This is a genomic window from Streptomyces sp. NPDC127190 (assembly GCF_042672505.1).
GTDB lineage: Bacteria > Actinomycetota > Actinomycetes > Streptomycetales > Streptomycetaceae > Streptomyces.
This window is the reverse complement of record NZ_JBHXVE010000028.1, coordinates 76281-99350: the sequence shown is the minus strand read 5'-3', so window position 1 is coordinate 99350 and position 23070 is coordinate 76281. Positions and strand designations below refer to the sequence as shown.

Annotated in this window: 18 protein-coding genes and 1 tRNA gene; 11 read left to right on the top strand and 8 right to left on the bottom strand. The window is 69.1% G+C overall.

Annotated features, from left to right (window positions below; genetic code table 11):
- The first annotated feature begins 139 nt into the window (after positions 1-139).
- The 7 genes from ACFVIU_RS32170 (at position 140) to ACFVIU_RS32140 (ending at position 11383) form a co-directional block, all read left to right on the top strand.
- Entirely contained in the window at positions 140-1063 is a 924-nt protein-coding gene (locus tag ACFVIU_RS32170) for a type VII secretion protein (RefSeq protein WP_385846864.1), read from the top strand.
- The gene (gene eccCa, locus ACFVIU_RS32165; protein WP_385846863.1) at positions 1060-5034 is read left to right on the top strand and encodes a type VII secretion protein EccCa; all 3975 of its coding nucleotides are present in this window, start codon (positions 1060-1062) and stop codon (positions 5032-5034) included. Before ACFVIU_RS32170 ends, eccCa begins: the two co-directional genes overlap by 4 nt.
- A 150-nt stretch (positions 5035-5184) precedes the next feature.
- Entirely contained in the window at positions 5185-5586 is a 402-nt protein-coding gene (locus ACFVIU_RS32160; protein WP_385846862.1) for a DUF6507 family protein, read from the top strand.
- A gap of 5 nt (positions 5587-5591) precedes the next feature.
- The gene (locus tag ACFVIU_RS32155; RefSeq protein ID WP_385846861.1) at positions 5592-7850 is read left to right on the top strand and encodes a hypothetical protein; all 2259 of its coding nucleotides are present in this window, start codon (positions 5592-5594) and stop codon (positions 7848-7850) included.
- Positions 7847-8863 carry a hypothetical protein gene (locus tag ACFVIU_RS32150; protein ID WP_385846860.1) on the top strand — a complete coding sequence of 339 codons (1017 nt, stop codon included), beginning with the start codon at positions 7847-7849 and terminating at the stop codon, positions 8861-8863. Before ACFVIU_RS32155 ends, ACFVIU_RS32150 begins: the two co-directional genes overlap by 4 nt.
- A gap of 197 nt (positions 8864-9060) precedes the next feature.
- Positions 9061-9888 carry a hypothetical protein gene (locus tag ACFVIU_RS32145; RefSeq protein WP_385846859.1) on the top strand — a complete coding sequence of 276 codons (828 nt, stop codon included), beginning with the start codon at positions 9061-9063 and terminating at the stop codon, positions 9886-9888.
- A gap of 58 nt (positions 9889-9946) precedes the next feature.
- On the top strand, positions 9947-11383 hold the full coding sequence (locus ACFVIU_RS32140; RefSeq protein ID WP_385846858.1) for a DUF6177 family protein: 1437 nt from the start codon (positions 9947-9949) through the stop codon (positions 11381-11383).
- A gap of 130 nt (positions 11384-11513) precedes the next feature.
- On the opposite strand, the gene ACFVIU_RS32135 is transcribed toward ACFVIU_RS32140, so the two are convergent.
- From ACFVIU_RS32135 to ACFVIU_RS32115, 5 genes are all read right to left on the bottom strand, one after another.
- Positions 11514-12299: a hypothetical protein gene (locus tag ACFVIU_RS32135; protein ID WP_385846857.1), complete on the bottom strand. Its 786-nt coding sequence runs from the start codon at positions 12297-12299 to the stop codon at positions 11514-11516.
- Between the two features lie 118 nt (positions 12300-12417).
- Positions 12418-13098, bottom strand: coding sequence for a DUF488 family protein (locus tag ACFVIU_RS32130; protein WP_385846856.1), 681 nt, complete (start codon positions 13096-13098; stop codon positions 12418-12420).
- Between the two features lie 243 nt (positions 13099-13341).
- Positions 13342-13415, bottom strand: a tRNA-Pro gene (locus tag ACFVIU_RS32125).
- Positions 13416-13482: 67 nt separating this feature from the next.
- Positions 13483-14241: a Pr6Pr family membrane protein gene (locus ACFVIU_RS32120; protein WP_385846855.1), complete on the bottom strand. Its 759-nt coding sequence runs from the start codon at positions 14239-14241 to the stop codon at positions 13483-13485.
- A gap of 163 nt (positions 14242-14404) precedes the next feature.
- Complete coding sequence (locus tag ACFVIU_RS32115) at positions 14405-15331, bottom strand: metallophosphoesterase (protein ID WP_385846854.1); 927 nt, start codon at positions 15329-15331, stop codon at positions 14405-14407.
- Between the two features lie 92 nt (positions 15332-15423).
- On the opposite strand from ACFVIU_RS32115, the gene ACFVIU_RS32110 reads away from it, so the two are divergent.
- Positions 15424-15891: a GatB/YqeY domain-containing protein gene (locus ACFVIU_RS32110; protein ID WP_385846853.1), complete on the top strand. Its 468-nt coding sequence runs from the start codon at positions 15424-15426 to the stop codon at positions 15889-15891.
- Between the two features lie 124 nt (positions 15892-16015).
- Here ACFVIU_RS32110 and ACFVIU_RS32105 read toward each other — a convergent pair whose 3' ends face one another.
- Positions 16016-18373, bottom strand: a complete 2358-nt coding sequence (locus ACFVIU_RS32105; protein WP_385846852.1) for a transglycosylase domain-containing protein — start codon at positions 18371-18373, stop codon at positions 16016-16018.
- A 507-nt stretch (positions 18374-18880) separates the two neighbouring features.
- Here ACFVIU_RS32105 and wblA point away from each other — a divergent pair.
- Complete coding sequence (gene wblA, locus ACFVIU_RS32100; protein WP_174266212.1) at positions 18881-19219, top strand: transcriptional regulator WblA; 339 nt, start codon at positions 18881-18883, stop codon at positions 19217-19219.
- A 175-nt stretch (positions 19220-19394) separates the two neighbouring features.
- Here the strand turns inward: wblA and ACFVIU_RS32095 are convergent, their stop codons facing one another.
- Positions 19395-20780 carry an ArsA family ATPase gene (locus ACFVIU_RS32095; RefSeq protein WP_385846851.1) on the bottom strand — a complete coding sequence of 462 codons (1386 nt, stop codon included), beginning with the start codon at positions 20778-20780 and terminating at the stop codon, positions 19395-19397.
- On the bottom strand, positions 20777-21754 hold the full coding sequence (locus ACFVIU_RS32090) for an ArsA family ATPase (protein ID WP_385846850.1): 978 nt from the start codon (positions 21752-21754) through the stop codon (positions 20777-20779). Before ACFVIU_RS32090 ends, ACFVIU_RS32095 begins: the two co-directional genes overlap by 4 nt.
- A 117-nt stretch (positions 21755-21871) precedes the next feature.
- Between ACFVIU_RS32090 and ACFVIU_RS32085 the strand changes: the two genes are divergently transcribed.
- Positions 21872-22030: a DUF4177 domain-containing protein gene (locus ACFVIU_RS32085; protein ID WP_071828754.1), complete on the top strand. Its 159-nt coding sequence runs from the start codon at positions 21872-21874 to the stop codon at positions 22028-22030.
- Positions 22027-22491, top strand: coding sequence for a RidA family protein (locus ACFVIU_RS32080; RefSeq protein ID WP_385846849.1), 465 nt, complete (start codon positions 22027-22029; stop codon positions 22489-22491). The genes ACFVIU_RS32085 and ACFVIU_RS32080 overlap by 4 nt, the downstream gene beginning before the upstream one ends.
- Positions 22492-23070: the final 579 nt, after the last annotated feature.

Sequence of the window (23070 nt, the reverse complement as noted above, 5' to 3'; positions counted from 1 at the left end):
GGTTTCACCGGCGCCGCCGGCCCAGCCCCATCCCGGTACCGGATCCCCTGCTCCCGGCGCCGGGGCAGTCCCGCAGCCCCCGGCGACGCCACCGAACGCCTCCCCCGCTGAACGGCCGCCCCGCCAGGTGCGGCTGCCCATGGTGGCGCCCGAGCCCGTGCCGACACTCGACCCGCGCCTCGCCATAGCGCTCGGTTCGCCCCCGCACGGTGATTCGCTGGTCCGGCGTTCGGGTCGGTCGCTGCGCAGGCTGACCTCGTCGGCCGCGCAGGAGGTCGCCGTGGAGAGCCGGCTGGGCAGCATGGTGCAGCAGCCGGTGACCACGGGCCGGGTGATCGCGGTGACGTCGATCCGTGGTGGAGTGGGCAAGACCACGACCGCCGCGCTGCTGTCGCGGGCGTTCAGCCACTACCGGCACGACCCCGTGCTCGCTCTGGAGGCGGACGCGGCCCTGGGCACGCTGCCGGTGCGCATGGGCGCGCAATCCGTACGCTGGTCGTGCGTCGAACTGTCTCAGATCCTTACTCCATCGATGCAACTGACCGATGTCACCGGGTACTTGGTGCCGGTAGCGGATGGTGGCTGGCTGCTGCCCGCGAGCCAAGGGCGGGTGGGCGCCCCTCTGGACGTTGCGACCTACCGCACCGTGACGCTCGCCCTGCGGCGTTACTTCGCCGTCACGGTCGTTGACTGCGAGACGTTGCCCGGCGAGGTGGCCAGAACGGCGATGGACACCGCGCACGCACGTGTGGTCGTCGCCCCGCTCACGGCCGAAGGGGTGGGCGGTACCCGCATCGTCCTGGACTGGCTCGGTGGGCTGCCGCACGCCGCGCTCGCCTCCACGGTGGTGGCCCTCACCTCGAACACTCCCGATGCGAACCTCGACCTCAAGGCGGCCACGGCCCATTTGCGGGAAACCGGAGTCACCCTCGTGCATCTGCCCTACGACCGGCACCTGGCCGGTGGCGGACCGATCATGCCCGATCGGCTGGGTGCGGCCACGCGCCGCGCGGCCACCCAGCTCGCCGCCGAGACCCTGCAGAGGGCGGTGCGGGTGCGTTGACCCAGCAACAGGTCCATCGCCCCGCCCGCTCGACGCGTCCGCTGCTCCCGCCTGCGGCTCGCACGATCGAGCCGCCGCCGAACCTGCCGGAGGGCAAGACCGGCAGCCCGGCAACCGCGCTGCTGCCGATGGCCGGCGTCATGAGCTCGGTCGTGATGATGACGGTGATCCGCTCCAGCCAGTTCGCGGGCCTGGGCGCTGTCGTGCTCGTCATCGCGCTGCTCGGTGCGCTCGCGCTGTTCCTGTCACAGCGTGGCAAGGCCCAGCGACAGCGGCGCGTTCAGCGTGAGCGGTACCTGGAGTATCTGGAAGAGCTGCGCGCTGAGTTGGGAGCGGAGGAGCGTGAGCGTCGTCGTGCCGCTCGGCTGCTGCACCCCGCGCCCGCGGCCCTGTACGACGTGCTACGTGATCCCGCGCGGCTGTGGGAGCGGCGTCGCACGGACGCGGACTTCCTGCACCTGCGGGTGGGTGTCGGTGACGTACCCGTGCAGGAGCTGACCATCGGCCGGCAGGCAGTCGGAGGCGTGCTCACCCCCCCCGACCCGTTCATGCTGAACGAGGCGCGCGCCCTGGAGGCCCGGTACACCACCGTGTCCGACTATCCGCTGACCGTGCCCCTGGACCGGGCAGGCAACGTCAGCATTGTCGGTGACCGCGCAGGAGTGCTGCGCATCGCCCGGTCCCTGCTCGTGCAGGCTGCCGTGACCCACGCACCGGACGACGTCGCCATCGCGCTCGCCGCCCCCGGGGACCGTATCGAGGAGTGGGAGTGGGCGAAGTGGCTCCCTCACGTCCTTGACCCGCAAAGCCATGACGGCGCCCTCGCCGCGCGCCGTATCGCCCCCGGCATGGCTCAGCTGGCCCAGGTGATCGGCACGGATCTGGGGCGGCGCGCCTCTTACGCGGCCGAAGTGCGCCGCGGGCTGTCCGACAACAAGGCGCTCGCCCTGACCGACCGGCTGCTGGTCCTCAGCGACGCGTACGGGGAGAACGCCATCGAGCTACCGCGTCCGGACGCCGCCGTCGCTCTGGACGACATGGGCGTCACGGTCCTGCACCTGCTCACCGAACAGGTTCACGAGCCTGATCACGTCTCCCTACGGATCACCGTCGACGGCGACCAGGTCACCTTGGAGGATCTGCGCGGAGAGCAGGTCGTACGGACGGACGGGGTCGTCGACCGCACCGGACTCTCCGAGGCCGAGGGCCTCGCCCGGGCCCTCGCGCCGCTGCGGCTGTCCGCCGAGTCCGCTGTCGACGGCACCCCCGTCTCCGGGCCCGTCGACTTCCCGCAGCTGCTCGGCATCGACGACATGGCCGCCCTCGACCCGGTCCGGACGTGGGCGCCGCGCGGGAATCGGGACTTCCTGCGGGTGCCGATCGGTCTGGACGACCGGCATCGACCGGTGCTGCTGGACCTGAAGGAGTCTGCCGAACTCGGCATGGGTCCACACGGGTTGTGTATCGGCGCCACCGGCTCCGGAAAGAGCGAACTGCTCCGCACCCTCGTACTGGCCCTGGTGACGACGCACGCGCCAGAGGACCTGGCGATGGTCCTCGTCGACTACAAGGGCGGTGCCACGTTCGCCCCCTTCGCTGCTCTGCCGCACGTGGCCGGCGTCATCACCAACCTGGAGAACCAGGCCGGACTGGTCGAGCGGGTGCACACATCCCTCGCCGGTGAGATCAAGCGCCGCCAGCAGGTCCTCAAGGACGCGGGCAACGTCGCCGACATCGGGCACTACCGCACCATGCGCGCCACCACCCGGCCCGACCTCGAACCGCTGCCGCATCTCTTCGTCGTCATAGACGAGTTCGGTGAACTCCTCACCGCGAAACCGGACTTCATCGACCTGTTCCTATCGATCGGCCGCATCGGCCGCTCCATCGGTGTCCATTTGTTGCTGTCCAGCCAGCGCATCGAGAGCGGCAAGCTCAAAGGGCTGGAGACGTACCTGTCGTACCGGCTCGGTCTGCGCACCTTCTCGGCGGACGAGTCGCGTACGGTCCTGGAGACCACCGACGCCTTCCACCTGCCGCCCCTGCCCGGCTTCGGTTACCTGAAGGTCGACACCTCCACCTACACCCGCTTCAAGGCCGGCTTCGTCTCCGGCGCGTACCGCGGCCCCGTCGTACCCGAGAGCACCACCGACGCCGAACCACTCGCCTGGCCATATCCCGCCTTCAACGCGCCCGCTGCCGCGCCGGGCGAGGAGGAGCCGGTGCCGCGTGAGCGCGAGACCGGACCGACGGTCCTCGGCGTCGCGGTCGACCGGCTCACCGACGCCGCCGAACCGGTGCGCCGGATCTGGTTGCCCCCGCTGCCCGAGGCCGTCACCCTCGACACGGCCGCCGGCCCGATACAGGCATCCGCCGACGGCCTCCGGCTCACCTACCCCGACGGCCCGTTGCGGGTGCCGCTGGGTGTGCTCGACGATCCGGCCCGGCAGTGGCAGGGCCCGTGGGTGCACGACCTGAACACCGCGGGCGGACACACCGCCGTCATCGGCGGCCCCGCCTCCGGCAAGACGACCCTGCTGCGCACCCTCGCACTCTCCCTCGCCCTCACCCACACCCCCCGCGAGGTCGCCGTCTACGGCCTGGACCTGGCCGGCGGCGGACTGAGTACCCTGGCGGACCTGCCGCACGTCGGTGGCATCGCGACCCGCGCCGACCACGAACGCGCCACCCGCACCGTCGCCGAAGTGCGAGCCATGCTCGCCGAGCGCGAGGGGATCTTCCGCGGACGAGGCATCGACTCGGTCGATCAGCTGCGGGCCTTGCGCGGACGAGGTGAACTTCCCCGGCTCGGCTCCACCGACATCGTCCTGCTCATCGACGGATTCGGAGCCCTGCGCGACGAGTTCGCCCACCTGGACGACGATGTGGCCGACCTGCTCAAGCGCGGCAGCGGCTATGGCATCCACGTCGTGGCGGGCATGCTGCGCTGGAACGACGTGCGCCTCGCCACCCAGTCGCTTTTCGGCAGCCGCATCGAACTGCGTCTGAACGACCCCGCCGACTCCACCGTCGACCGCAAGCTCTCCGAGACCCTCTCGGCGGACACGCCCGGCCGGGCCCTGACAGACGGCAAACTGTTCGCCCAGACCGCACTCCCTCGCATCGACGCGCACGCCACGACGGACGGCCTCGGCCCGGCCCTGGAGCAGGCGGCGGCCACGCTGCGCGCCGCCTGGCACGGTGAGACCGCCGCGCCCGTGCGAGTGCTGCCGACCAGGCTGCCCGCGGAGCGCCTGCCCTCCAGCGTGGCGGAACCGCGTGCGATCCCGATCGGCGTCGACCAGGAGACCCTCTCCGCGACCGTCCTGGATCTGTTCGGCGCTGACCAGCACCTGCTGGTCCTCGGCGACAACGAGTGCGGCAAGACGAACCTGCTCAGGCTCGTCTCCCGCTCCCTCATCGACCGCTACAACAAGGACGAGCTGGTCTACGGCGTGTTCGACCCGCGGCGTGGCCTGCGGGGAGTGATCCCCGAGCCGTATCGCGGCGGCTACGCGCACAACGCCGCGCTCTCCCAGGCACTCGCCACCGGCATCGCCACCGAGCTGGCAAAACGCCTTCCGGAGGCCCCCGACCCCGACGCCCTGACCGATGAGCCGTCGTTCACCGGTCCGCGCATCGTGATCCTCGTAGACGACTACGACATCCTCACCGCCGCCGGCCAGCAGCCCCTCACCCCGTTCCTGCCGTACATGGCCTCCGCCCGCGACATCGGCCTGCACTTCGTCGTCACCCGCCGGGTCGCCGGGGCCTCGCGGGCCCTGTACGAGCCGTTCCTGACGGCACTGCGCGAAACCGGCGCCACGGCCCTGGTGATGACCGGTGACCGCACCGAAGGCCAGCTCTTCCCCGGCCTGTACGCCTCCGCCCAGCCGCCCGGCCGCGGCACCCTGGTGCGCCGCGGCCGCCGCCACCAGCTGATCCAGACCGCCCTTGCATCCGGGACGTGACCCATTGAGGGGTTCGGCGTGCCTTTGGCCAGAAGCGTGTGGCTGCTGCAACAACCGATCTGATAGGGATGAATGTCCTGTTGTCAGTAGCGCGTGCGATGCTGAGCAGCGCTGAGTGACATATCTGCCGGTGACACAGCGGGGGTTGACGTGACGGGGTGGGACATCAGTCCCAGCGGAGTGGAGTCCATTCTGTCCTTGGTGGGTCTTGCGGCCGACGACTTGAGCAAGGACATCAAGGGCTACGCGACGAGCGTCCAGGACGCGGCGGAGTCCGCGGGCACGATCAGCGGCCCGTACTGCGGTAGCCCGCCGGTGGGGCCGGTGGGTGCCGCGGTCGCAAACTTCGTGTCCGACACCGAGGGCTCGATCAAGTTCATGGCGGCCCGTATCAAGAAGACGATGGACGGGACCGTCAAGGCGACCGGTGCCTACATCGATGGTGATCTGGCCATGGCCGCCCGGGCCCAGCGTGAGGCGGCCAAGGCGCCCACGCCGGCCGAGCTTCAGGCTGTGGGCGAGAAGACGAAGCACCACGGGGGCGGGGCATAGTGGACATGATCGAGCCGGGGGGTATACCCCAGTACACCGGCGACTTCGGCACCTTGTCCAAAGCAGTCAGCGCGCTGCGCACCCACGCGATCGGCATACGCAACGCCGGCCAGGACGTTCACTCACGCTTCCAGGCGACGGCCGCGTTCTACAAGGCGCCGGAGGCGGACCAGCTCTTCTCCTCCACCCAGCCGGTGATGGACACGGCGGACGAGTTCGCCGGCCATATCGAGTCCCTCGCCGACGCCCTGGACACCTTCGCCGCCGAAGCGAAGCCCTTCGCGGACCGCTTGAAGCATCTGAAGGAGAAGGCGATCGCCTTCGTCGACAGCGTTGAGGGCGACGACGGCTGGACGAAGGACCAGCAGAAGGTCGACAAGCACAACGCCCTCATGCACGGCGTGGCGGAAGCCGTCGTGGGCTTTCAGAAGGCGGAGCACAACGCGGCGGTCAAGATCGGCGCCATCAGCCCGGCGCTCTGCCGCCCCGTCGGCGACGAGGGCGGCACGTACGGCATCAGCGTCGAAAAGCTCGAGTCCATGCCCGACCTGCCGTGGGGCACTCCCGTTGCCCGCACCTACGACCGCTGGAGCATGGACTGGTGGGGCCACGGCATCAAGAGCTGGGCCTGGGACGGCATCGTCAAAGACAGCGTCTGGGGGGGCTTCGTCGGCCTGGGCACCTTCGAGGACAACCTCCTGGGCGTCAACGGCTCCGACGCACAGCACCAGACCTGGGACGGCCTCAGGCGCACCGTCGTCGGCGCCTACGCCTACGGCATGGACGCGGTCGGCGAGGGCGACCACCTCTCGGACTGGCAGCGGGACAGCAAGGCGTACGCCAAGGAGTTCGGCAAGCAGTTCATCGCCTACGACGAGTGGCACAAGGATCCGGCTCGTGCCCACGCCGTCACCACCTTCAACCTTCTCACCGTCATGGGGGGTGCGGGCGGGGCGCTCGCGAGGCTGGGCAAGGGAGCCAGATTCGTCGAAGCCGCCGGCACGGTGGCCAAGGTCGGCGGTGCCCTGGATCCGATCTCCGGCGCCGCGAGGGCGGCGAGGGCCCTGTCCGATCTGCCGAAGGTCTCCGAGGTGATGACCAACGTCAGCGAACACCTGCGGCTGCCGAAGACGAGGTTCCCCGACGGCGCCCTGGACGACCTCAGCAACCGCTACAGGGTCGACAAGAACGGCAACTTCATCGCCCTCAAACCCGACGGCATGCCTGACATCAGCCCGGTCAGGCATGAGCCTGCCGCCGGTGACCGCGTGTCTCCTTCCGGGCCAGATGATCGAGAACTCGCTGGCGTCGGAGGCCGCGCTCCCGAAGCCGCCTCCCAAGGGGGTGGCCACCTTTCGCCGCGCGGGAGTCTTGATCCGGTTGGTGGCGGTCATAGTCATGAAGCCTCAGCTGATGGCAGTCGCGCGGGAGACTCTCACATCGCCGGGGCGGATCCACACGCCGAGCACCAACACGGCTCTGGTGGTTCGGCCTCGGAACACCACCATTTCGGTCAGTCCGAGGCCGGCGGCGGGGGTGGCGGAGGGAACTCAGACGGCGGCCCCGTGGGACATGGGCAGACCCCAGAACCGGTTCCAGGTCCTCTTGAGCTCGGCGGCGAAGCGGAGCAGCGGCTCCGCGAGGCGCTGGACAACATACCCAAGAACAACATCAAGCCGAAGGTGCTCGAGACGGCCATCAGTCGGTTGGCGGAATCTGCTTCCGGGCGAGAGGTGGCCGACATCATCAGCTCTGGTCACTTTGCCAAGAGTCCCGGGTTTAGGGACGCAATTTCGATGCTCGGATCGAGTAAGCCGGATCAATTCCCTCGGGCTATTGATCAGCTTCGTCTCGGTGAACAGTTGTATCAGCGCGGACTCCGAAAAATTGAGTTCGAGGTGAAGAACCAATCAATCAAGGCTGATCTCGATGTGCGAGTAACGGACGATTCGGGCCATAGTTGGGGCTACCAGTTGAAGCGACTCAACAACCCGAAGAACCCGTTCAACTCCATCTCCAAGCCCGACCACCTTGGTCAGCTTTCCAAGTCGGAAGCCGACCACAAGATCATGCTCGTGGACGGCCAGGGCACTGTTGCCGAGTGGGAGCAGAGGGGAATCCCGGAGGAACTTCTCCAGGTTCACCGTGGTGAGCACCCGTTCAAGAGTGACAAGGGACGTGGCATCCTGTTCGTGATCCGGCTCGAGGACGGGACGATCGTGATTCCGCCTGGGGCCAAGGTTGATCCACGAGGAGTTCTGTGATTACGACGATTGATCCTGTGGGCAGTTGGTCCTGGGAGACCAAGGTTGCCATCCCGGGGAGCGCCCTGTTCGTACGATGCACGCGACAGGTGCTCGATGTGTGGGCGACTCTTCAGTCACTCGGCCTTGCCGGATCGAGGGCACAGGCGGACATCACCGTTGGCGCTGCAAGCGGCAGTGCAGCAGTGCTGCAAGTGGAAAAGGCTCCGGTGGAATCACCTGAGGCCGGAGCCGAAAGCACGCTCCTGGATGCGTTGAGCCCACTGAGCGGACAGAACGTTGGGTGCGTGACGATTGACCTGTCGCTTCCCGGGGCGCCATTGCGCAGTGGAGTACCTCACCCAGTTGAACAACTCTTCATCGTATCGATCGACATGTGGCCTAGCGGTGCCATGACGGCGACTCTGCACACGTTCTCCGATGCCTGGCTGTCGCATGACTTGCGTGGCCATAGGCAGCCTGACGTGCAAAAGGAGAATGCACCTCGCCTCAAGGCCGCTCTTGCCGCCATCACGGAGCTGATCGGGGCACCAGTCCAGCCATGGGACCCCGGCTCTCACGGCGCACCGACAGAGTACGGATTCGAGGATTTCCCCGACGATGATCCAGACCTTCTCGATTCGTGGTACATGTTCGAGATTCCGCGGCGCACCGAGCAGCTAGGGAAAAAGATCCCCCAAGACGCACCACGCTATGAAACGGAGACCTCGGCGCCCGTCGTTTTCGTTGATGTGTCGATCAACGGCCGGATCATCGGCTATCTGTGGGCATCTGAGAGCGACGATGCCGCAGGTTACGAGCCACGAACAGCGGCGGGTCACATCGCAGTCGACGCTGCGGCAGACTGGTTGGTGTACTTGAGTAAGGCCAAGGAGCGCGGTTTGTCCTCGCTTGATGCTTTGCATGAAGCCACACACTGGAAGGGAACGGAGCGATCTGGAACCGTAGTACCCGGATCGCTACGCGAAGCCTCGTCGCCGGAGGAAGTGCAGGACTTGTCCGGACGGGAGTGAGAGTTCCGGTGATTACCTCTACCCCTGTCGGCGACTGGACTTGGGAAGTTACGCCGGGCGCTGAAGGAGTCCGCCCCCTTCGGACAGCGGAAGCTGCGATAGCGGTCTGGAATGTTCTGGCCGCACACGAACTGGCGCTCCCTAAAGGCAGGGTCAGCGTGTCAGCCCGAGCCGTGGGCGACAGAAGAGACGCCCTTGTGGCAGTCGATGGTGTGCCCCTGGAGCCGCAGCCCCTGTCTCCTGAAACGGCCCTGTCGCGTGCGATGGCCCAGGTCGACTCCCTTGAGGGCGACCTCCTCGTCGGCGTCCGCATTGAATGCCCCGGCTGCTGGCTGGAATCAGGGGTCAAACATCGCGTCGAGAAGCTGTTCGTCGTCCAGGTGGACATCTGGCAAAGCAGCCTTCTTGTCGTGACGCTGGAAACGTACAGCGACGCGTGGCTGACGATGGACACGCGCGACCGGGAGCAGCCCGAGGTGTATGCGGCAAACGCGCCCAGGCTCGCCGCCGCGTTGGAGAGCATCTCGGCCGTGCTGGGCGGCGCCCCTACACCAGGCGACGAGAACCGTTACGCGGCGCCGAGCGCGACCGGGTTCAAGGACCTGAGGAGTGAAGGCCCTGCTTACGTCGATTCCTGGGGGACGTTCGAAGGGCTCAACCGGGCGAGCCTGCTGAACGCCCGCATTCCGCGGTCCGAGGATGAGTACGAGTCGTACACCGAGCACCCGGTGCGTTACTTCGCCGTTCAGCGGGAAGCGAGGACGCTCGGCTTCGTCTGGGCGTCCGCCGACGATGCCGCCGCCGGTTGCGTACCTCGAACGGCAGCCGGTGACGAGGCATTCGACGTGGGAGCGGGATGGCTGCTGCGCCTACGGGAAGCCCACAGCCAAGGACTCTCCCCGCTCGCCGCACTGGACTGGCTGGCTCAGGGGCCGCCGCATCCGGAACTCGGCCTGATCACCGAGGGCAGCCTCCAGGAAGCCGAATCCCTGGACGCCTTGGAAGAACTGTCAGGACGCTACTGACGCGCCGAGGCTCCAGCCCTTCCATCCCCCGTCAGGAACCTTCCGCCGAAAGCAGCACATGCCCCAGGACGTCATCGCCCTCACCCCGCAGATGCCGGACATCAAGACGTTGCTGGCCGCACTGCACGCCGGCGGCCCGGACCTGCGCGTGAACCGATCAGCTGGGGGATCCGTGGCCCAGTTGTGCACGGACGACGGAAAGCTCCTGGTCTCCGTGGAGGCCCCCCGCTACCTGCAAGTGCCGGGCGAGACGGAGCGGCTGCTGGGAGCTGGCGTTCGTACAGAGGGATCGGTGTGGTGGACCGAGGTGCGGGCGTCCACCTCCATCGCAGAAGCCAGGCTGCTCGCCGGCTCGGTCGCGGGACGGCTGACAACGCTGCTCGGCGGCATCACCTGGCCGCCTGAAGCCGCCCACACCGATGTCGTGACCGTCCCGGCCACGGGTGAGGTGACGGTCCCGCCCGCTGACGTGGACGTACTGACCGATGCGGATGTGCTGACTGACAAGAGCGTCATCGTCATCTACGACCGCCCGGTCGTTGCCGCCACGACATGGCTGACCGAGGCAGTGCGAACGGTGGCACAGGGCCGACGGGAGCTGTATCTCGTGACGTCCCCCAACACCCGGCTGAGCCTGCCCACCCGCACCGTGCTGGAGCACATGCCCGCACGCTGGGTCGTACGCCACCCTGAGAACGGCTACTACGACGGCCTCTCCGGAGCCGTACTGCGCTGGCACGACGGACGTTTCACCCCCGCTGCCCACAACGGCCCTCGGATCGCGGACGCCTTCCAGCCCCCGCTCGGCAAGGGCGGTGAACGGCAGCTGCTGCTGTCCATCCGCACCATCCACCCCGCCCACGAGCACCTCGTACTCGGTGGCGCTCTGGAGGATGCCTGGCAGACCCTCACCGGATCGCCGCCGGCCGGATGGGCCACCGCTGAGCCTGTCAACGTCCCTTGGTCGCCTAGGCAACTGACCGACCTGGCCCGCAGCCGCGCCCGCCAGGCCCAGCCCACCTGGACTGTCGCCGTAGGAACCGCCGACCGCCCTGCGATCGCCACCTTGCACATCGCTCACACGCGAGAGGGCGTAGAGGAGCACATCACCCTGGCTCTTGGCTACGCCGCCGACGAGCGAGCGCCGATCGAGCTGCTGCCCCAGCTCGCCGAGTCCCTCGCGGCCCGGTACAGCCTCGCCACCATGATCAGCGAAGTGCGGGCGGCGCGCGCGGACCTGACCACTCCGGCCCACTACGAACCGCCGTCGATCCCGGTCTCTCTCACTCTCGGCCCCGACGCCGTGGCCGACCTCGGCATCGGCCATGCCCGCAACGCCCTGCCGGACTGCATCCCGACCCAACTCGGCCCGACCGGTCGCCCCGCCCTGCACTACGCGCTCGGCGACGGCACCGACCCCGCCGCCTGGCAACGCCTGCGACACATCAACGAGCACCTGAGACGTGAAGGCGGGGCTGCCTCCCGACCGTCCTGACGGTCCGACGGCCCTGCTGGTCGGTGTCGAAGCCGTCCGGCCGCCCCGGGACGCTATCGAGCGAGGCTTACGCGCCCTGCTCGCCGGTGTCGGCAATCCGGCGGCGCATGGTGGCCGTCAGGCGCGCCAGTCAGTCACCAAACAGACTCTCCTGGACGTACTCGACAACATTGGCCTTCGGACGGAACAGGCCCAGCAGCATGAAGGTCTTGGGGTGGGCCGCGATGTTGCCGACGAAGAAGTGGACGGCACGGTCGGGAGTGAACATCGAGTCGTACCAGCGCTCTCGCAGCTTGTCCTGCACGGCGTGCTCGCCGTACTTGCGCAGGAACTTGCGGTACGAGGCGCCGGCCTCCCAGTCCTTCAGCGCCATGTCGTGCGTGGGACAGCCGGCGTCCGCACAGCGGAACTTGTAGCGGAATTCCAGCGGTACCCACTCAAGCCGGGCCAGGTCCTGTTCGAAGAGGTCGAGTTGGTCGGCCAGTGCGGCCTTGGACTCAGGCCAGGGTTCTGCCGCCGTCAGCCGGAAGCTGACCTCCGTGGGCCGGAACACGCCGAGTGAGGTCCCGTGCTCCTCCTGGTCCCTCTTGATCGCACACAGGGACGGCGAGACGAGTGGTTCGACGTACTTGTACCGCTGCTTCCAGTCGCCGTCCGCCGGCACCTCGCCTACGATCTTGAGGGTGTCGAGGTCTGGCCGCAGACTTTCGGGCCGCGAGTCACGCTTGCCGTGCGGCTCGACGTCGACCTCGATGATCGAGTACTTGGAGAACTGAGCCTCCTCCGCGAGGAGCCGAAACGGCACCGGAAAGAGCCGTACGTGCTGTGGTGCGCCCTGGTCCAACCGTATGCCTGCCACGCAGCTGGTCTCGCGGTATTTGTTGGACAGCTCCGGATAGGTCTTGACCGTGATCATGATCCGTGCGCGCTGACGATTCCCCGATCCCATGGTTGCCCCCCACAGATCTCCCCGATCCGATTGGAGGAGAGGCATGCGCCACTGGCAAGGGCGAGTGCGGGGTCGAGGGGTGAAGTCAGGCCAGGGGGATCACGGGCACGGCGGCCCGCTCGCGGACCGTCTCCAGGACGACCTGCCGGTGGCAGCGGCTCTCGTCCTTCTCGAAGCACAGCACCGCAACCCGTGACTGCTGGGCGTGCTCTGTCAGGCGGCCGAGATCGGCCTGCGCCTCCTCTGACCGCAGCACGTCACGGAAGCGGGCCTGGCCCACGTCCAGGCGGCCGTCCCAGAACGGCGCCCGGTTCTCCTTGGGATTCCCCAGGCCGCGCAGGTGGGTGTACTCGATGCCGGCCTCGGCGAGTGCCTGCCCGAGGCGGGTCTTGCTGAAGCCTTTCTTGCGGCTGATCGGCGTCAGCCGGACGTCCGCCACTACATCGATACGGCTGTCGAGGAGCGAGGTGACGAAGGAGTCGATGTCCCGCCCTTCGTATCCGGCGGACCACAGGCCGGGGGTGACGTGGGTCTCGCGGAACAGATCATCCAGGGAGACCTCAAGAGCCTCTGCGACCGCGCCGACGGTGAAGAAACCTGGCTGGATCGCTCCCTCGCCCTCCAGGCGGGCCAGCGTCCTGGCGCTGATGCCGGCTTCTTTGGCGAGCCGCTCCCGCGACCACCCCCGGGCTTCCCGCAGAACCCGCACTCGCTGGGCGAGCGCGCGAGCGTGGTCGTGAGGACGCGCTGAGTGATGGCCTGCCATGTGTCGTGATCCTAATGGCGATTGAGGCGGGCGGGCATGGCGTTCCCGGCCAGTCGCCGGGCCGGATGCGCGAACGCGCAGGTCCGAGTGCCCTCAGCTGCCGTACCCCAAGCAGCCTTCGCCGGGCACCCCCTAGGAGAAACGGCCCAAGATCTTCTCCGGATTTCCCCCAAACAGTCTCCGGAAACCCGTCAGGGGCCTGATCCACTAGGTGGATCAGGCCCCTGACCTGGTACTACGGCGTCGGGGTGGCGGGATTTGAACCCACGACCTCTTCGTCCCGAACGAAGCGCGCTGCCAAGCTGCGCTACACCCCGGTGTCGCTGCTTCCCGCGGCGACGTCGTTTACTTTAGCCCACGGGTGGCCCAGAGACGAAATCCGATTCAGAGGGGGCGGCGGACCGGGGTCGGGCGGGCGTGGTCCAGGGCGACCAGGAGGACTCCGACGGCGTAGATCGCGAGGCCGATGAGGAGGGTGTTGGCCAGGGTGCTGCGGTAGCCGTGGGCGGTGACGTCCAGGAAGGGGTAGAGGTAGCGGGACGGGCGGGTCGGCGGGATCACGGTCGCCCGGGCGAAGGTGAAGGCCAGGTAGGCCAGGGGGTACAGGAGCCAGCTCGCGGCCTGGCGCAGGTGCAGGCGGGCCGCGGGGGTGAGGCAGAGCCAGTCCAGCAGGGCCGCCGCCGGGGCCACCGTGTGCAGCAGCTGGAGAGCCGCCCACTGGGCGTGCCAGCGCTCCGGGGCCTTGGTCGCGCCGGTCATGGAGAACGGGGGCGTCGTGTGGGCCAGCAGCAGGTGGTAGACGAGCGCCGAGATCACGACGTACAGCAGTGCTGCGCCGGTCACGCCGGAGGGGAGGGGGCGGCGGGCGCGCCAGGCCCGCGACGCCGAGAGCAGCATCGTCACGGCCAGCAGTACGGCCGCCTGGACGCCGAAGTAGCTCAGCGTCCGGGCCGGGGTGCCCAGCAGGAGCTGGAGGGCGACGCCCGCGGCGGCCACCAGGGCGGTCAGCAGCCGGAACACCGCGGCCGCGGGGCGGCGGATCGGGCCCACCACCGCCGTGGCCGGGACCGGGGAGGGCAGGAGCAGGGGCGGGCCCGGGACCGCGGGCAGGTCCGGGATCTCCCTGGGTATGGGGGCGGTCATGCCCTCACGCTAGGGGTGCGGGACAAAAGGGGCTATTTGGGATGCGCCTCATGCGCCCAGTGGGGTGGTAGGGCGTTCCAGGGCGGGGGTGGAGTGGCGTTCTTGCCGACGTCCCCCCGCCCTCGCCGTCGCCTTTGAGTGGCCGACCGGAGTTCGCCGGCCCCTACCGCCGCTCCACCAGCGTCAGCAGCGTCGCCTCCGGCGGGCAGGCGAAGCGGAGCGGGGTGTAGCGGTTGGTGCCGCAGCCCGCCGAGACGTGGAGGTAGGAGGTGCGGCCCTCGGCGGTGTGTGTGGAGAGGCCCTTCACCCGGTCCGTGTCCAGGTCGCAGTTGGTGACCAGGGCGCCGTAGAAGGGGATGCACAGCTGTCCGCCGTGGGTGTGGCCGGCCAGGATCAGCGGATAGTCGTCGGCCGTGAAGGAGTCCAGGACGCGCAGGTAGGGCGCGTGGACCACGCCGACGGAGAAGTCGTACGCCGCCGAGGGGCCGCCCGCCACCCGGGCGTACCGGTCGCGCTTGATGTGCGGGTCGTCCAGGCCGGTCAGCTCGATCGACACGTCGTCGACCTTCAGCACGCCCCGGGTGTTCGTCAGGTTCAGCCAGCCCGCCGCGTCGAAGCCGTCCCGCAGCTCCTCCCACGGGTTGTGGATCGCACCGACCGCCGGCGGGTTGCCGTTCAGGCCGTGCCGGCCGCTCGCCTTCTCCAGCAGATAGCGGGCGGGGTTGCGGAGTTTGGGGCCGTAGTAGTCGTTGGAGCCGAAGACGTACGCGCCCGGGAACTCCATCAGGGGGCCGAGCGCGTCCAGGGTCTCCGGCACACCCTCGGGGTCCGAGAGGTTGTCACCGGTGTTGATCACGAAGTCCGGGCGCAGCCCCGCCAGCGACTGGAGCCAGCGCTGCTTCTTCCGCTGGCCGCTCACCATGTGGATGTCGGACACCTGAAGCACGCGCAGCGGGCGCATGCCCGGCGGGAGCACCGGGACCGTCACCCGGCGGAGGCGGAAGGAGCGGGCCTCGAAGCCCGCGGCGTACACCAGGCCGGCGGCGCCTGCCGCCATGATTCCCATGGGAATTCCGTATCGCGCGCGCATGCGCCCATCGTGTCAGACCCCGGAGCCCGCGGAAGACCGGGCGGCCGCAAATCCGCGGGCGTCCGGCGGCCCATACCTGCGACAATCGAGCCATGACCACCACGCTCAAGTCGAAGCTCCAGGACGACCTCAACGCCGCGATCAAGGAGCGCGATGAGCTGCGCTCCTCGACGCTCCGGCTGACCCTCACCGCGATCACCAAGGAGGAGGTCGCCGGCAAGGAGAAGCGCGAGCTGTCCGACGACGAGATCCTCAAGGTGATCACCCGGGAGGCGAAGAAGCGCCGCGAGGCGGCCGAGGCCTTCGCGCAGGGTGGCCGGGCCGAGTCGGCCGAGCGGGAGAAGGCGGAGGGCGAGGTGCTCGCCGAGTACCTGCCCAAGCAGCTGTCCGACGAGGAGCTGGACGCGATCGTCACCCAGGCCGTGGCGGAGGCCAGGGAGGCCGGTGCCGAGGGGCCGCGGGCCATGGGTGCCGTCATGAAGATCGTGAACCCGAAGGTGGCCGGCCTGGCCGAGGGCGGCCGCGTCGCCGCCGTGGTGAAGAAGCACCTTCAGGGCTGAATCCCCGCGCAGGCGCAGCGCTGAATCGCCGCACAGCCACAGTGCTGAAGCGCCGCACAGGTACAGGCACAGACAGAGCGGGGCCGGCCCTTTCCGCAAGGGCCGGCCCCGTCGTCGTACGGCATCAGCCTCGGTTGCCGCCGATTCCGTTGCCGTTGCCGTTGCCGTTGCCGTTGGAGCCGCCGTTCGTCTGGCCCTGGATGAAGTTGCCGGGCAGGGAGAACGTCGGGGTGGGAAGAGCGCCGCCGGCCGTGCCGGTGGTGGTGTCACCCGTGGTCCCGCCGGTCGACGTGCCGCCGTCCGTCAGGTCACCGATGAGTCCGCCGATCACCTGACCGGTGGTGTCCCCGTTCTTCCCCCCGTCCGTCCCCCCGGGGCCTTTTCCCTGACCACCGGTGCCCTTGCCGGTGTCGTCGGGGATGTCGATCAGGTGGAAGTCCTCCACGGGCTTGCCGTCCAGCGCGCCGGTCATCATGTCGCGCCAGATCGGGCCCGGGACCTTGCCGCCGTAGACCTTGTCGTACGGGATGCCGCCGATGGTGATGTTGATCATGTGGCGCTTGTGGGCCGGGTCGCCGACCCAGACCGCGCCCGCCATGTTCGGGGTGTAGCCGACGAACCAGGCCGCGAAGCGCTCGTCCGTCGTACCGGTCTTGCCCGCGCTCGGACGGCTGCCGAGACCGGCCTCCTCACCCGTGCCGTCCTCGACCACGCCCTTGAGGATCGTGCTGATGCTGTCGGCGGTCTTCTCCGACATCGCGCGCGAGCAGGTCGACTTCGGCACCGGCAGCGACTTCTGCATGCTGCCGACCTTCTGGGTGATCGACTCGATCGCGACCGGGGTGCAGTACGTCCCGCGCGCGGCGAAGGTGGCGTACGCGTTCGCCATCGTCAGCGGGGACATCTCCTGGCTGCCGAGCGCGATCGACGGCGCCTGGTCGATGGGCCGGCCGTCCGCCCGCGCCACGCCCATCTTCTTGGCCATGTCGATGACCGGGCAGATGCCGATGTCGCTGATCAGCTGCACGTAGTAGGTGTTGACCGACTTGGCGGTCGCCTCCTTCATGCCGTACGGCCCGTGCTCCGACCTGCTCTCGTTGGTCAGCTTCGCCGGGTTGTTCGGGTCGTTCCGCCAGACCTTCCCGTCACAGGCCTGTACGGGGCTCGGGTACGGCATCTCGTACGGCGACGAGTACTGCTGCGTCGGCGGCTTCCCGCCCTCGATCGCGGCCGCCGCGACGATCGGCTTGAACGTCGAACCGGGCTGGTAGCCGGCGCCGCCGCCCATGTCCGAGTTCACCGAGAGGTTGATCTGCGTCTCGTTCTTGCCGAAGCCGTACGGCCGGGACTGGCCCATCGCGAGGATCTTGCCGGTGCCGGGCTGCACGATGGTCGCGGCCGTCGCCACGGAGTCGCTCTTGTAGACGTGCTGCTTGACGGACGCCTGGAGGGACTGCTGGGACTGCGGGTCCAGGGTGGTGCGGATCGTCAGGCCGCCGCGGTTCCACAGCTGGGCCCGCGCCTCCTTGGTCTTGCCGAAGGAGGGGTCGGTCAGCACGATGTCGCGGACGTAGTCACAGAAGAAACCGGCGCCCTTGACCGCGGTGATGCAGCCGTTCTTGGGGCGGCTGGGGTTCAGGCCGAGCGGCTTCTCCTTGGCCTGGTCGGCCTCCTGCTGGGAGATGTCGCCGACCTCTGCCATCCGCTGGAGCACGGTGTTGCGGCGCTTGGTGGCCTCCGCCTCGTCGTTCACCGGGTCGTAGCGGCTCGGGGACTGCACGATGCCGGCCAGCAGCGCCGCTTCCTGGAGGTTCAGGTCCTTGGCGTGCTTGGAGAAGTACCGCTGGGCGGCGGCCTCGACGCCGTAGGCCTGCTCACCGAAGAAGGTGATGTTCAGGTAGTTCTCGAGGATCTTCTTCTTGCCGAGCTTCTCCTCGATCTGGATCGCGTACTTCAGCTCGCGGATCTTCCGGCCGAGGGTCTGCTGGGTGGCCTCGGCGACCTTCGTCGGGTCGTCGCCGGCCTCCTCGATGAAGTAGTTCTTCACCAGCTGCTGGGTGAGCGTGGAGGCGCCCTGGGCGACCCCGCCGCTCTGCGCGTTCTTGTTCAGGGCGCGCAGCACGCCCTTGAGGTCGATCGCGCCGTGCTTGTAGAAGCGCGAGTCCTCGATCGCGACGATCGCCTTCTGCATGTACGGCGACATGTCCTTGAGGTCGACCACCGTGCGGTCGCGGGAGTAGACGGTCGCGATCTGGCCGCCCTGGTTGTCCAGGATGGTGGTGCGCTGACTCAGCTGGGGGCTCTTCAGGTTGGCCGGGATCTCGTCGAAGCTCTGGACCGACCCCTTGGCCGCGAGGCCGAGCGCGCCGGCCGCGGGCAGTGCGATGCCCGCCATCACGGCTCCGGCGAGCACACTGACACCGAGGAACGTGGCGGCCTGTTGCATCGGCGACAGACCACCGCCCGAGCGCTTCTTTGGCATGGGGGCAGCCTAATCCGTAGTCATGAGCGTTCCGAGGGAGCGGCTCCCCCCGGGATGTTTCGCATGCGGGATCGTGACGGCAGCGCAACCTGGCCCCACCCTGACCTGCCTACGTTTCCATTTCCCGGACACGCGCGCAGGCCTTGGCCTAAGCTGCTCTCAACTGTCACAGCAGTGCGGTCACGTATCAATACGTCCGGCAGCCCCGAATCGTTCCGGAAGTACCCCGGCTTCTTGGTGGGGGCGTGTCCGAATCCGCCTTGTGTGTCATCCGGCGTCCGGTGTGGTGCATCATAACTGTCCCGGTTTGCCGGAATCGTCGCGCATGTCGCCAGCTCACTCCCGCGGGTGATCTGCCGCTTACCCATAGTCCGTTCGGGCCATTCAAGATTGGGCCCGAAGGGGGTGTTGCGCTGTCCCCGCCTTCCGTAACGTCCTCAACTGGCGGCGGTGAATATGCCGCTGCCGCCGTGGGGGAGCCTCGATTCGGGAGAGGACGGCGCCGGTATGGGCTGGGTAACCGACTGGAGTGCGCAGGCTGCCTGCCGCACTACTGATCCGGATGAACTGTTCGTTCAAGGAGCAGCGCAGAACAGGGCCAAGGCGGTGTGCACCGGATGTCCGGTACGCACCGAATGCCTGGCCGATGCGCTGGACAACCGCGTCGAATTCGGCGTGTGGGGAGGCATGACGGAGCGGGAACGCCGCGCACTGCTGCGCCGGCGGCCCACCGTGACCTCCTGGCGCAGGCTGCTGGAGACCGCCCGCTCGGAGTACGAGCGGGGCGCGGGCATCGTGTCGCTCGACAGCGACGAGGTGTACGAGAACTACGCGGCGGTGAGCTGAGGGGATCTCTCGCGCCCCTCATATCCCTCGCCTGCCTCGCATTCCCGTGGTGTATGCCACCACGGGTGGCCCTCGTCCGTCTCGTCCTGGGCGCGCATCGCCCCGGATGGACGCCACGGACAGCGCGTACGTCGGGCATCTCTCTCGCGCCGCGCCCGCCGCTCGTGACGGTTCGCTACGGCGGCTCCGTGCGCCCTGTCGCCCCGGCGGCGAGCCGGGCGCCGATGTCGCGCAGGCCCGCGAGGTCGTGGACGTCACCGGGCAGCGCGGCGACCTCCACCACCGCCACCTCGGGATGGCGCGCGGTGAAGCGGTCACGCGTGCGCTGCTCGCGTGCGAGGAGATGCATACGGTCGGCGTGCAGTCTCAGCAGTCCCGCGGTGAGCCGGTCGACGGGGCGTTCCGCGTCGGCGGGGGAGCCTTCCTCGGAAGCAGGGGTGCCGGTCCCGGGCTCGGATGCGGGAGATGTTGAACTGCCGTACGTGTCAGGAGAGTTACGAAGACCAGCTTTCCCGCCCCCCTGATCCACAATGCGGGACTCCTCAAGATTTTCCGCGGCGGCGAGCGCCCGCTCGGCCGACAGCCGGACGGCGCCGCTGCCGTGCACCCGGTTGAGCACCAGCCCCACCAGCGGCATGTCCTCCGCGGCCAGCCGCTCCACGAAGTACGCCGCCTCGCGCAGCGCGTCCCGCTCCGGGGCGGCGACCACCAGAAACGCCGTACCGGGCGCCTGGAGCAGTTTGTACGTGGCGTCCGCGCGCGTGCGGAACCCGCCGAAGGTGGTGTCCATGGCGGCGACGAACGTCTGCACGTCCTTCAGCAGCTGGCCGCCCAGCAGCTTGCCCAGGGTGCCGGTCATCATCGACATGCCGACGTTGAGGAAGGCCAGGCCCGCGCGGCCGCCCAGCTTCGCCGGCGCGGTGAGGAGGCGGATCAGGCGGCCGTCCAGGAAGGAGCCGAGCCGCTTCGGCGCGTCCAGGAAGTCGAGCGCCGAGCGGGACGGCGGGGTGTCCACGATGATCAGGTCCCACTCGTCCTTGGCGCGCAGCTGGCCCAGCTTCTCCATCGCCATGTACTCCTGCGTGCCCGCGAAGCCCGCCGAAAGCGACTGGTAGAAAGGGTTCGCCAGGATCGCGGCCGCCCGCTCCGAGTCGGCGTGCGCCTCCACGACCTCGTCGAAGGTGCGCTTCATGTCGAGCATCATGGCGTGCAGTTCGCCGTCGCCCTCGGTGCCCTTGACCCGGCGCGGGACGTTGTCGAGCGAGTCGATACCCATCGACTGGGCCAGCCGCTTGGCCGGGTCGATGGTGAGCACGACCACCTTGCGGCCCCGCTCGGCCGCCCGCAGACCGAGCGCCGCGGCGGTCGTCGTCTTGCCGACCCCGCCCGAGCCGCAGCACACCACGATCCGGGTGCCGGGGTCGTCCAGCAGCGGGTCGATGTCCAGCACGCGTGCGGGGGAGAGGCGGCGGCCCTTCTCCCAGCCGTCGGCCGGCTCCCCGGCTTCGGCCGCGTCGGGGGTTTCGGGTGCTTCGGATGCCTCGGCCGGGTCCGGACTCATGACAACCCCTGCTTCCGCAGCTCGGTGGCGAGTTCGTACAGGCCCGCCAGGTCCATGCCCTCGGCGAGCAGCGGCAGTTCGTGCAGCGGCAGGCCCAGCTCGGTCAGGACCGCACGCTGGTCCTGCTCCAGCGCGTACCGCTCGGCGTACTCCGCGGCCTGTTCCAGCAGCGGGTCCACCAGCTTCGCGGCGTTGCCACCGCGCCGGGCCCCGCCCAGCCCGGCCGCCGACAACGCCTGTGCGACAGAAGAACGCTCCACGCTCCGGACGAGTTCCAGATCGGCCCCGTCCAACACCTGCGGCCGGACCATGTTCACGATGACCCGGCCCACCGGCAGCCGCGCCGCGCGGAGTTCCGCGATGCCGTCGGCGGTCTCCTGGACCGGCATCTCCTCCAGCAGCGTCACCAGGTGCACCGCCGTCTCCGGCGACTTCAGCACACGCATGACGGCCTGGGCCTGATTGTGTATCGGGCCGATCTTCGCCAGGCCCGCCACCTCGTCGTTCACGTTCAGGAAGCGGGTGACGCGGCCGGTCGGCGGGGCGTCCATCACGACGTAGTCGTAGGCGAACCGCCCGCGCTTGTCCTTGCGGCGCACCGCTTCGCACGCCTTGCCGGTGAGCAGGACGTCGCGCAGGCCGGGGGCGATGGTGGTGGCGAAGTCGATGGCGCCGAGCTTCTTCAGGGCCCGGCCGGCGCCGCCGAGTTTGTAGAACATCTGGAGGTAGTCCAGAAGGGCCAGTTCGGGATCGATGGCGAGGGCATACACCTCGCCGCCGCCCGGTGCGACCGCGATCTTCCTTTCCTCATAGGGCAGCGCCTCCGTTTCGAAGAGCTGTGCGATGCCCTGCCGGCCCTCGACCTCCACGAGAAGCGTCCGCTTCCCCTCGGTCGCGAGGGCCAGCGCGAGGGCGGCGGCGACCGTCGTCTTTCCGGTCCCGCCCTTGCCGCTGACGACCTGGAGCCTGCTCACGTCTTCGAGCCTAACCATTCCGGCCGACACTCACGCGGGAGGCTGTGGATAACGCACGTCACCGCCCTCCCGGCCTCAGGTCACGGTCCCCCCGGTCACAGCGGCTACAGTCGGCCCATGACCAAGTGGGAATACGCAACCGTGCCGCTGCTCGTCCATGCCACGAAGCAGATTCTGGACACCTGGGGCGAGGACGGCTGGGAGCTCGTCCAGGTCGTGCCCGGGCCCAACGCCGAGCAGCTCGTGGCCTACCTGAAGCGGGAGAAGCAGGCGTGAGCGCGGTCGAGGAGAAGCTGGCCGAACTGGGCCTGACGCTGCCGGAGGTCGTACCGCCGCTGGCCGCCTACCAGCCGGCCGTGCAGTCCGGTGTGTACGTGTACACCGCCGGCCAGCTGCCCATGGTGCAGGGCAAGCTGCCGGTCACCGGCAAGGTGGGCGCCGAGGTCACGCCGGAGGAGGCCAAGGACCTGGCCCGTATCTGCGCGCTGAACGCGCTGGCCGCCGTGAAGTCCGTCACCGGCGACCTGGACCGCATCGCGCGCGTGGTGAAGGTCGTCGGCTTCGTCGCCTCCGCGTCCGACTTCACCGGCCAGCCCGGTGTCGTCAACGGCGCCAGCGAACTGCTCGGAGAGGTCCTCGGCGACAAGGGCGTGCACGCACGCAGCGCGGTGGGCGTCGCGGTGCTCCCGCTGGACGCGCCGGTCGAAATCGAGATCCAGGTCGAGCTGGCTCAGTAGCCCACGGGGGCCGGCCGGCGCGGGGGCGTCGACGCGGGGGCCTGTCCGTGCCGGGGTGCGTCCGTGCCGGGGCCCGGTCGGGGCGAGGTCCGTCGGTGCCGGGCTGGGTCCGTCGACGCCGGGGTAGGCCGTCCGCCGGGGCCCGGGAGCCCGCCGGCCCTCGGCGGCCGGCAGTCCGGCGACCCCGGCAGCGGCAGTCCGCACCCTGGCCCTCGGCGCCCGGTAGTCGCAGCCTGCCGCCCCCGGCAGTCCGCCGATCCCGCCCCCAGTAGTCGGTAGCCGGCCCGGCCTGGCAATCGGCCGGGCCGGGCAGTCGATAGTCCGCCTGATCTCGGCCTCGGCCCCGGGTAGTCCGCCGCTGGCCGGACCTGGCAGTCGGTAGTTCGCCGGGTCCTGCCCTCGCCCCCGGGTCCCCGGTAGTCGGTAGCCGACCGGGCCCGGCAGCCAGCAGCGGTCCGCGGGATCCCGGCGCTCCGCAGTCGGCAGTCCACCGGATCCCGCCCCCGGTAGTCGGTAGCCGGCCCGGCCTGGCCGTCGGCCGGATCCCGCCCTCCGGCCCACGGCAGCCGGTAGTCGGCA

Coding starts and splice junctions, on each gene's coding strand:
- ACFVIU_RS32140 (WP_385846858.1), top strand. CDS start 9,947: ATGCCCCAGGACGTCATCGCCCTCACCCCGCAGATGCCGGACATCAAG.
- ACFVIU_RS32115 (WP_385846854.1), bottom strand. CDS start 15,331: ATGCGCGCGCGATACGGAATTCCCATGGGAATCATGGCGGCAGGCGCC.
- ACFVIU_RS32105 (WP_385846852.1), bottom strand. CDS start 18,373: ATGCCAAAGAAGCGCTCGGGCGGTGGTCTGTCGCCGATGCAACAGGCC.
- ACFVIU_RS32130 (WP_385846856.1), bottom strand. CDS start 13,098: ATGGCAGGCCATCACTCAGCGCGTCCTCACGACCACGCTCGCGCGCTC.
- ACFVIU_RS32085 (WP_071828754.1), top strand. CDS start 21,872: ATGACCAAGTGGGAATACGCAACCGTGCCGCTGCTCGTCCATGCCACG.
- wblA (WP_174266212.1), top strand. CDS start 18,881: ATGGGCTGGGTAACCGACTGGAGTGCGCAGGCTGCCTGCCGCACTACT.
- ACFVIU_RS32095 (WP_385846851.1), bottom strand. CDS start 20,780: ATGAGTCCGGACCCGGCCGAGGCATCCGAAGCACCCGAAACCCCCGAC.
- ACFVIU_RS32135 (WP_385846857.1), bottom strand. CDS start 12,299: ATGATCACGGTCAAGACCTATCCGGAGCTGTCCAACAAATACCGCGAG.
- ACFVIU_RS32170 (WP_385846864.1), top strand. CDS start 140: ATGGTGGCGCCCGAGCCCGTGCCGACACTCGACCCGCGCCTCGCCATA.
- ACFVIU_RS32120 (WP_385846855.1), bottom strand. CDS start 14,241: ATGACCGCCCCCATACCCAGGGAGATCCCGGACCTGCCCGCGGTCCCG.
- ACFVIU_RS32110 (WP_385846853.1), top strand. CDS start 15,424: ATGACCACCACGCTCAAGTCGAAGCTCCAGGACGACCTCAACGCCGCG.
- ACFVIU_RS32155 (WP_385846861.1), top strand. CDS start 5,592: ATGATCGAGCCGGGGGGTATACCCCAGTACACCGGCGACTTCGGCACC.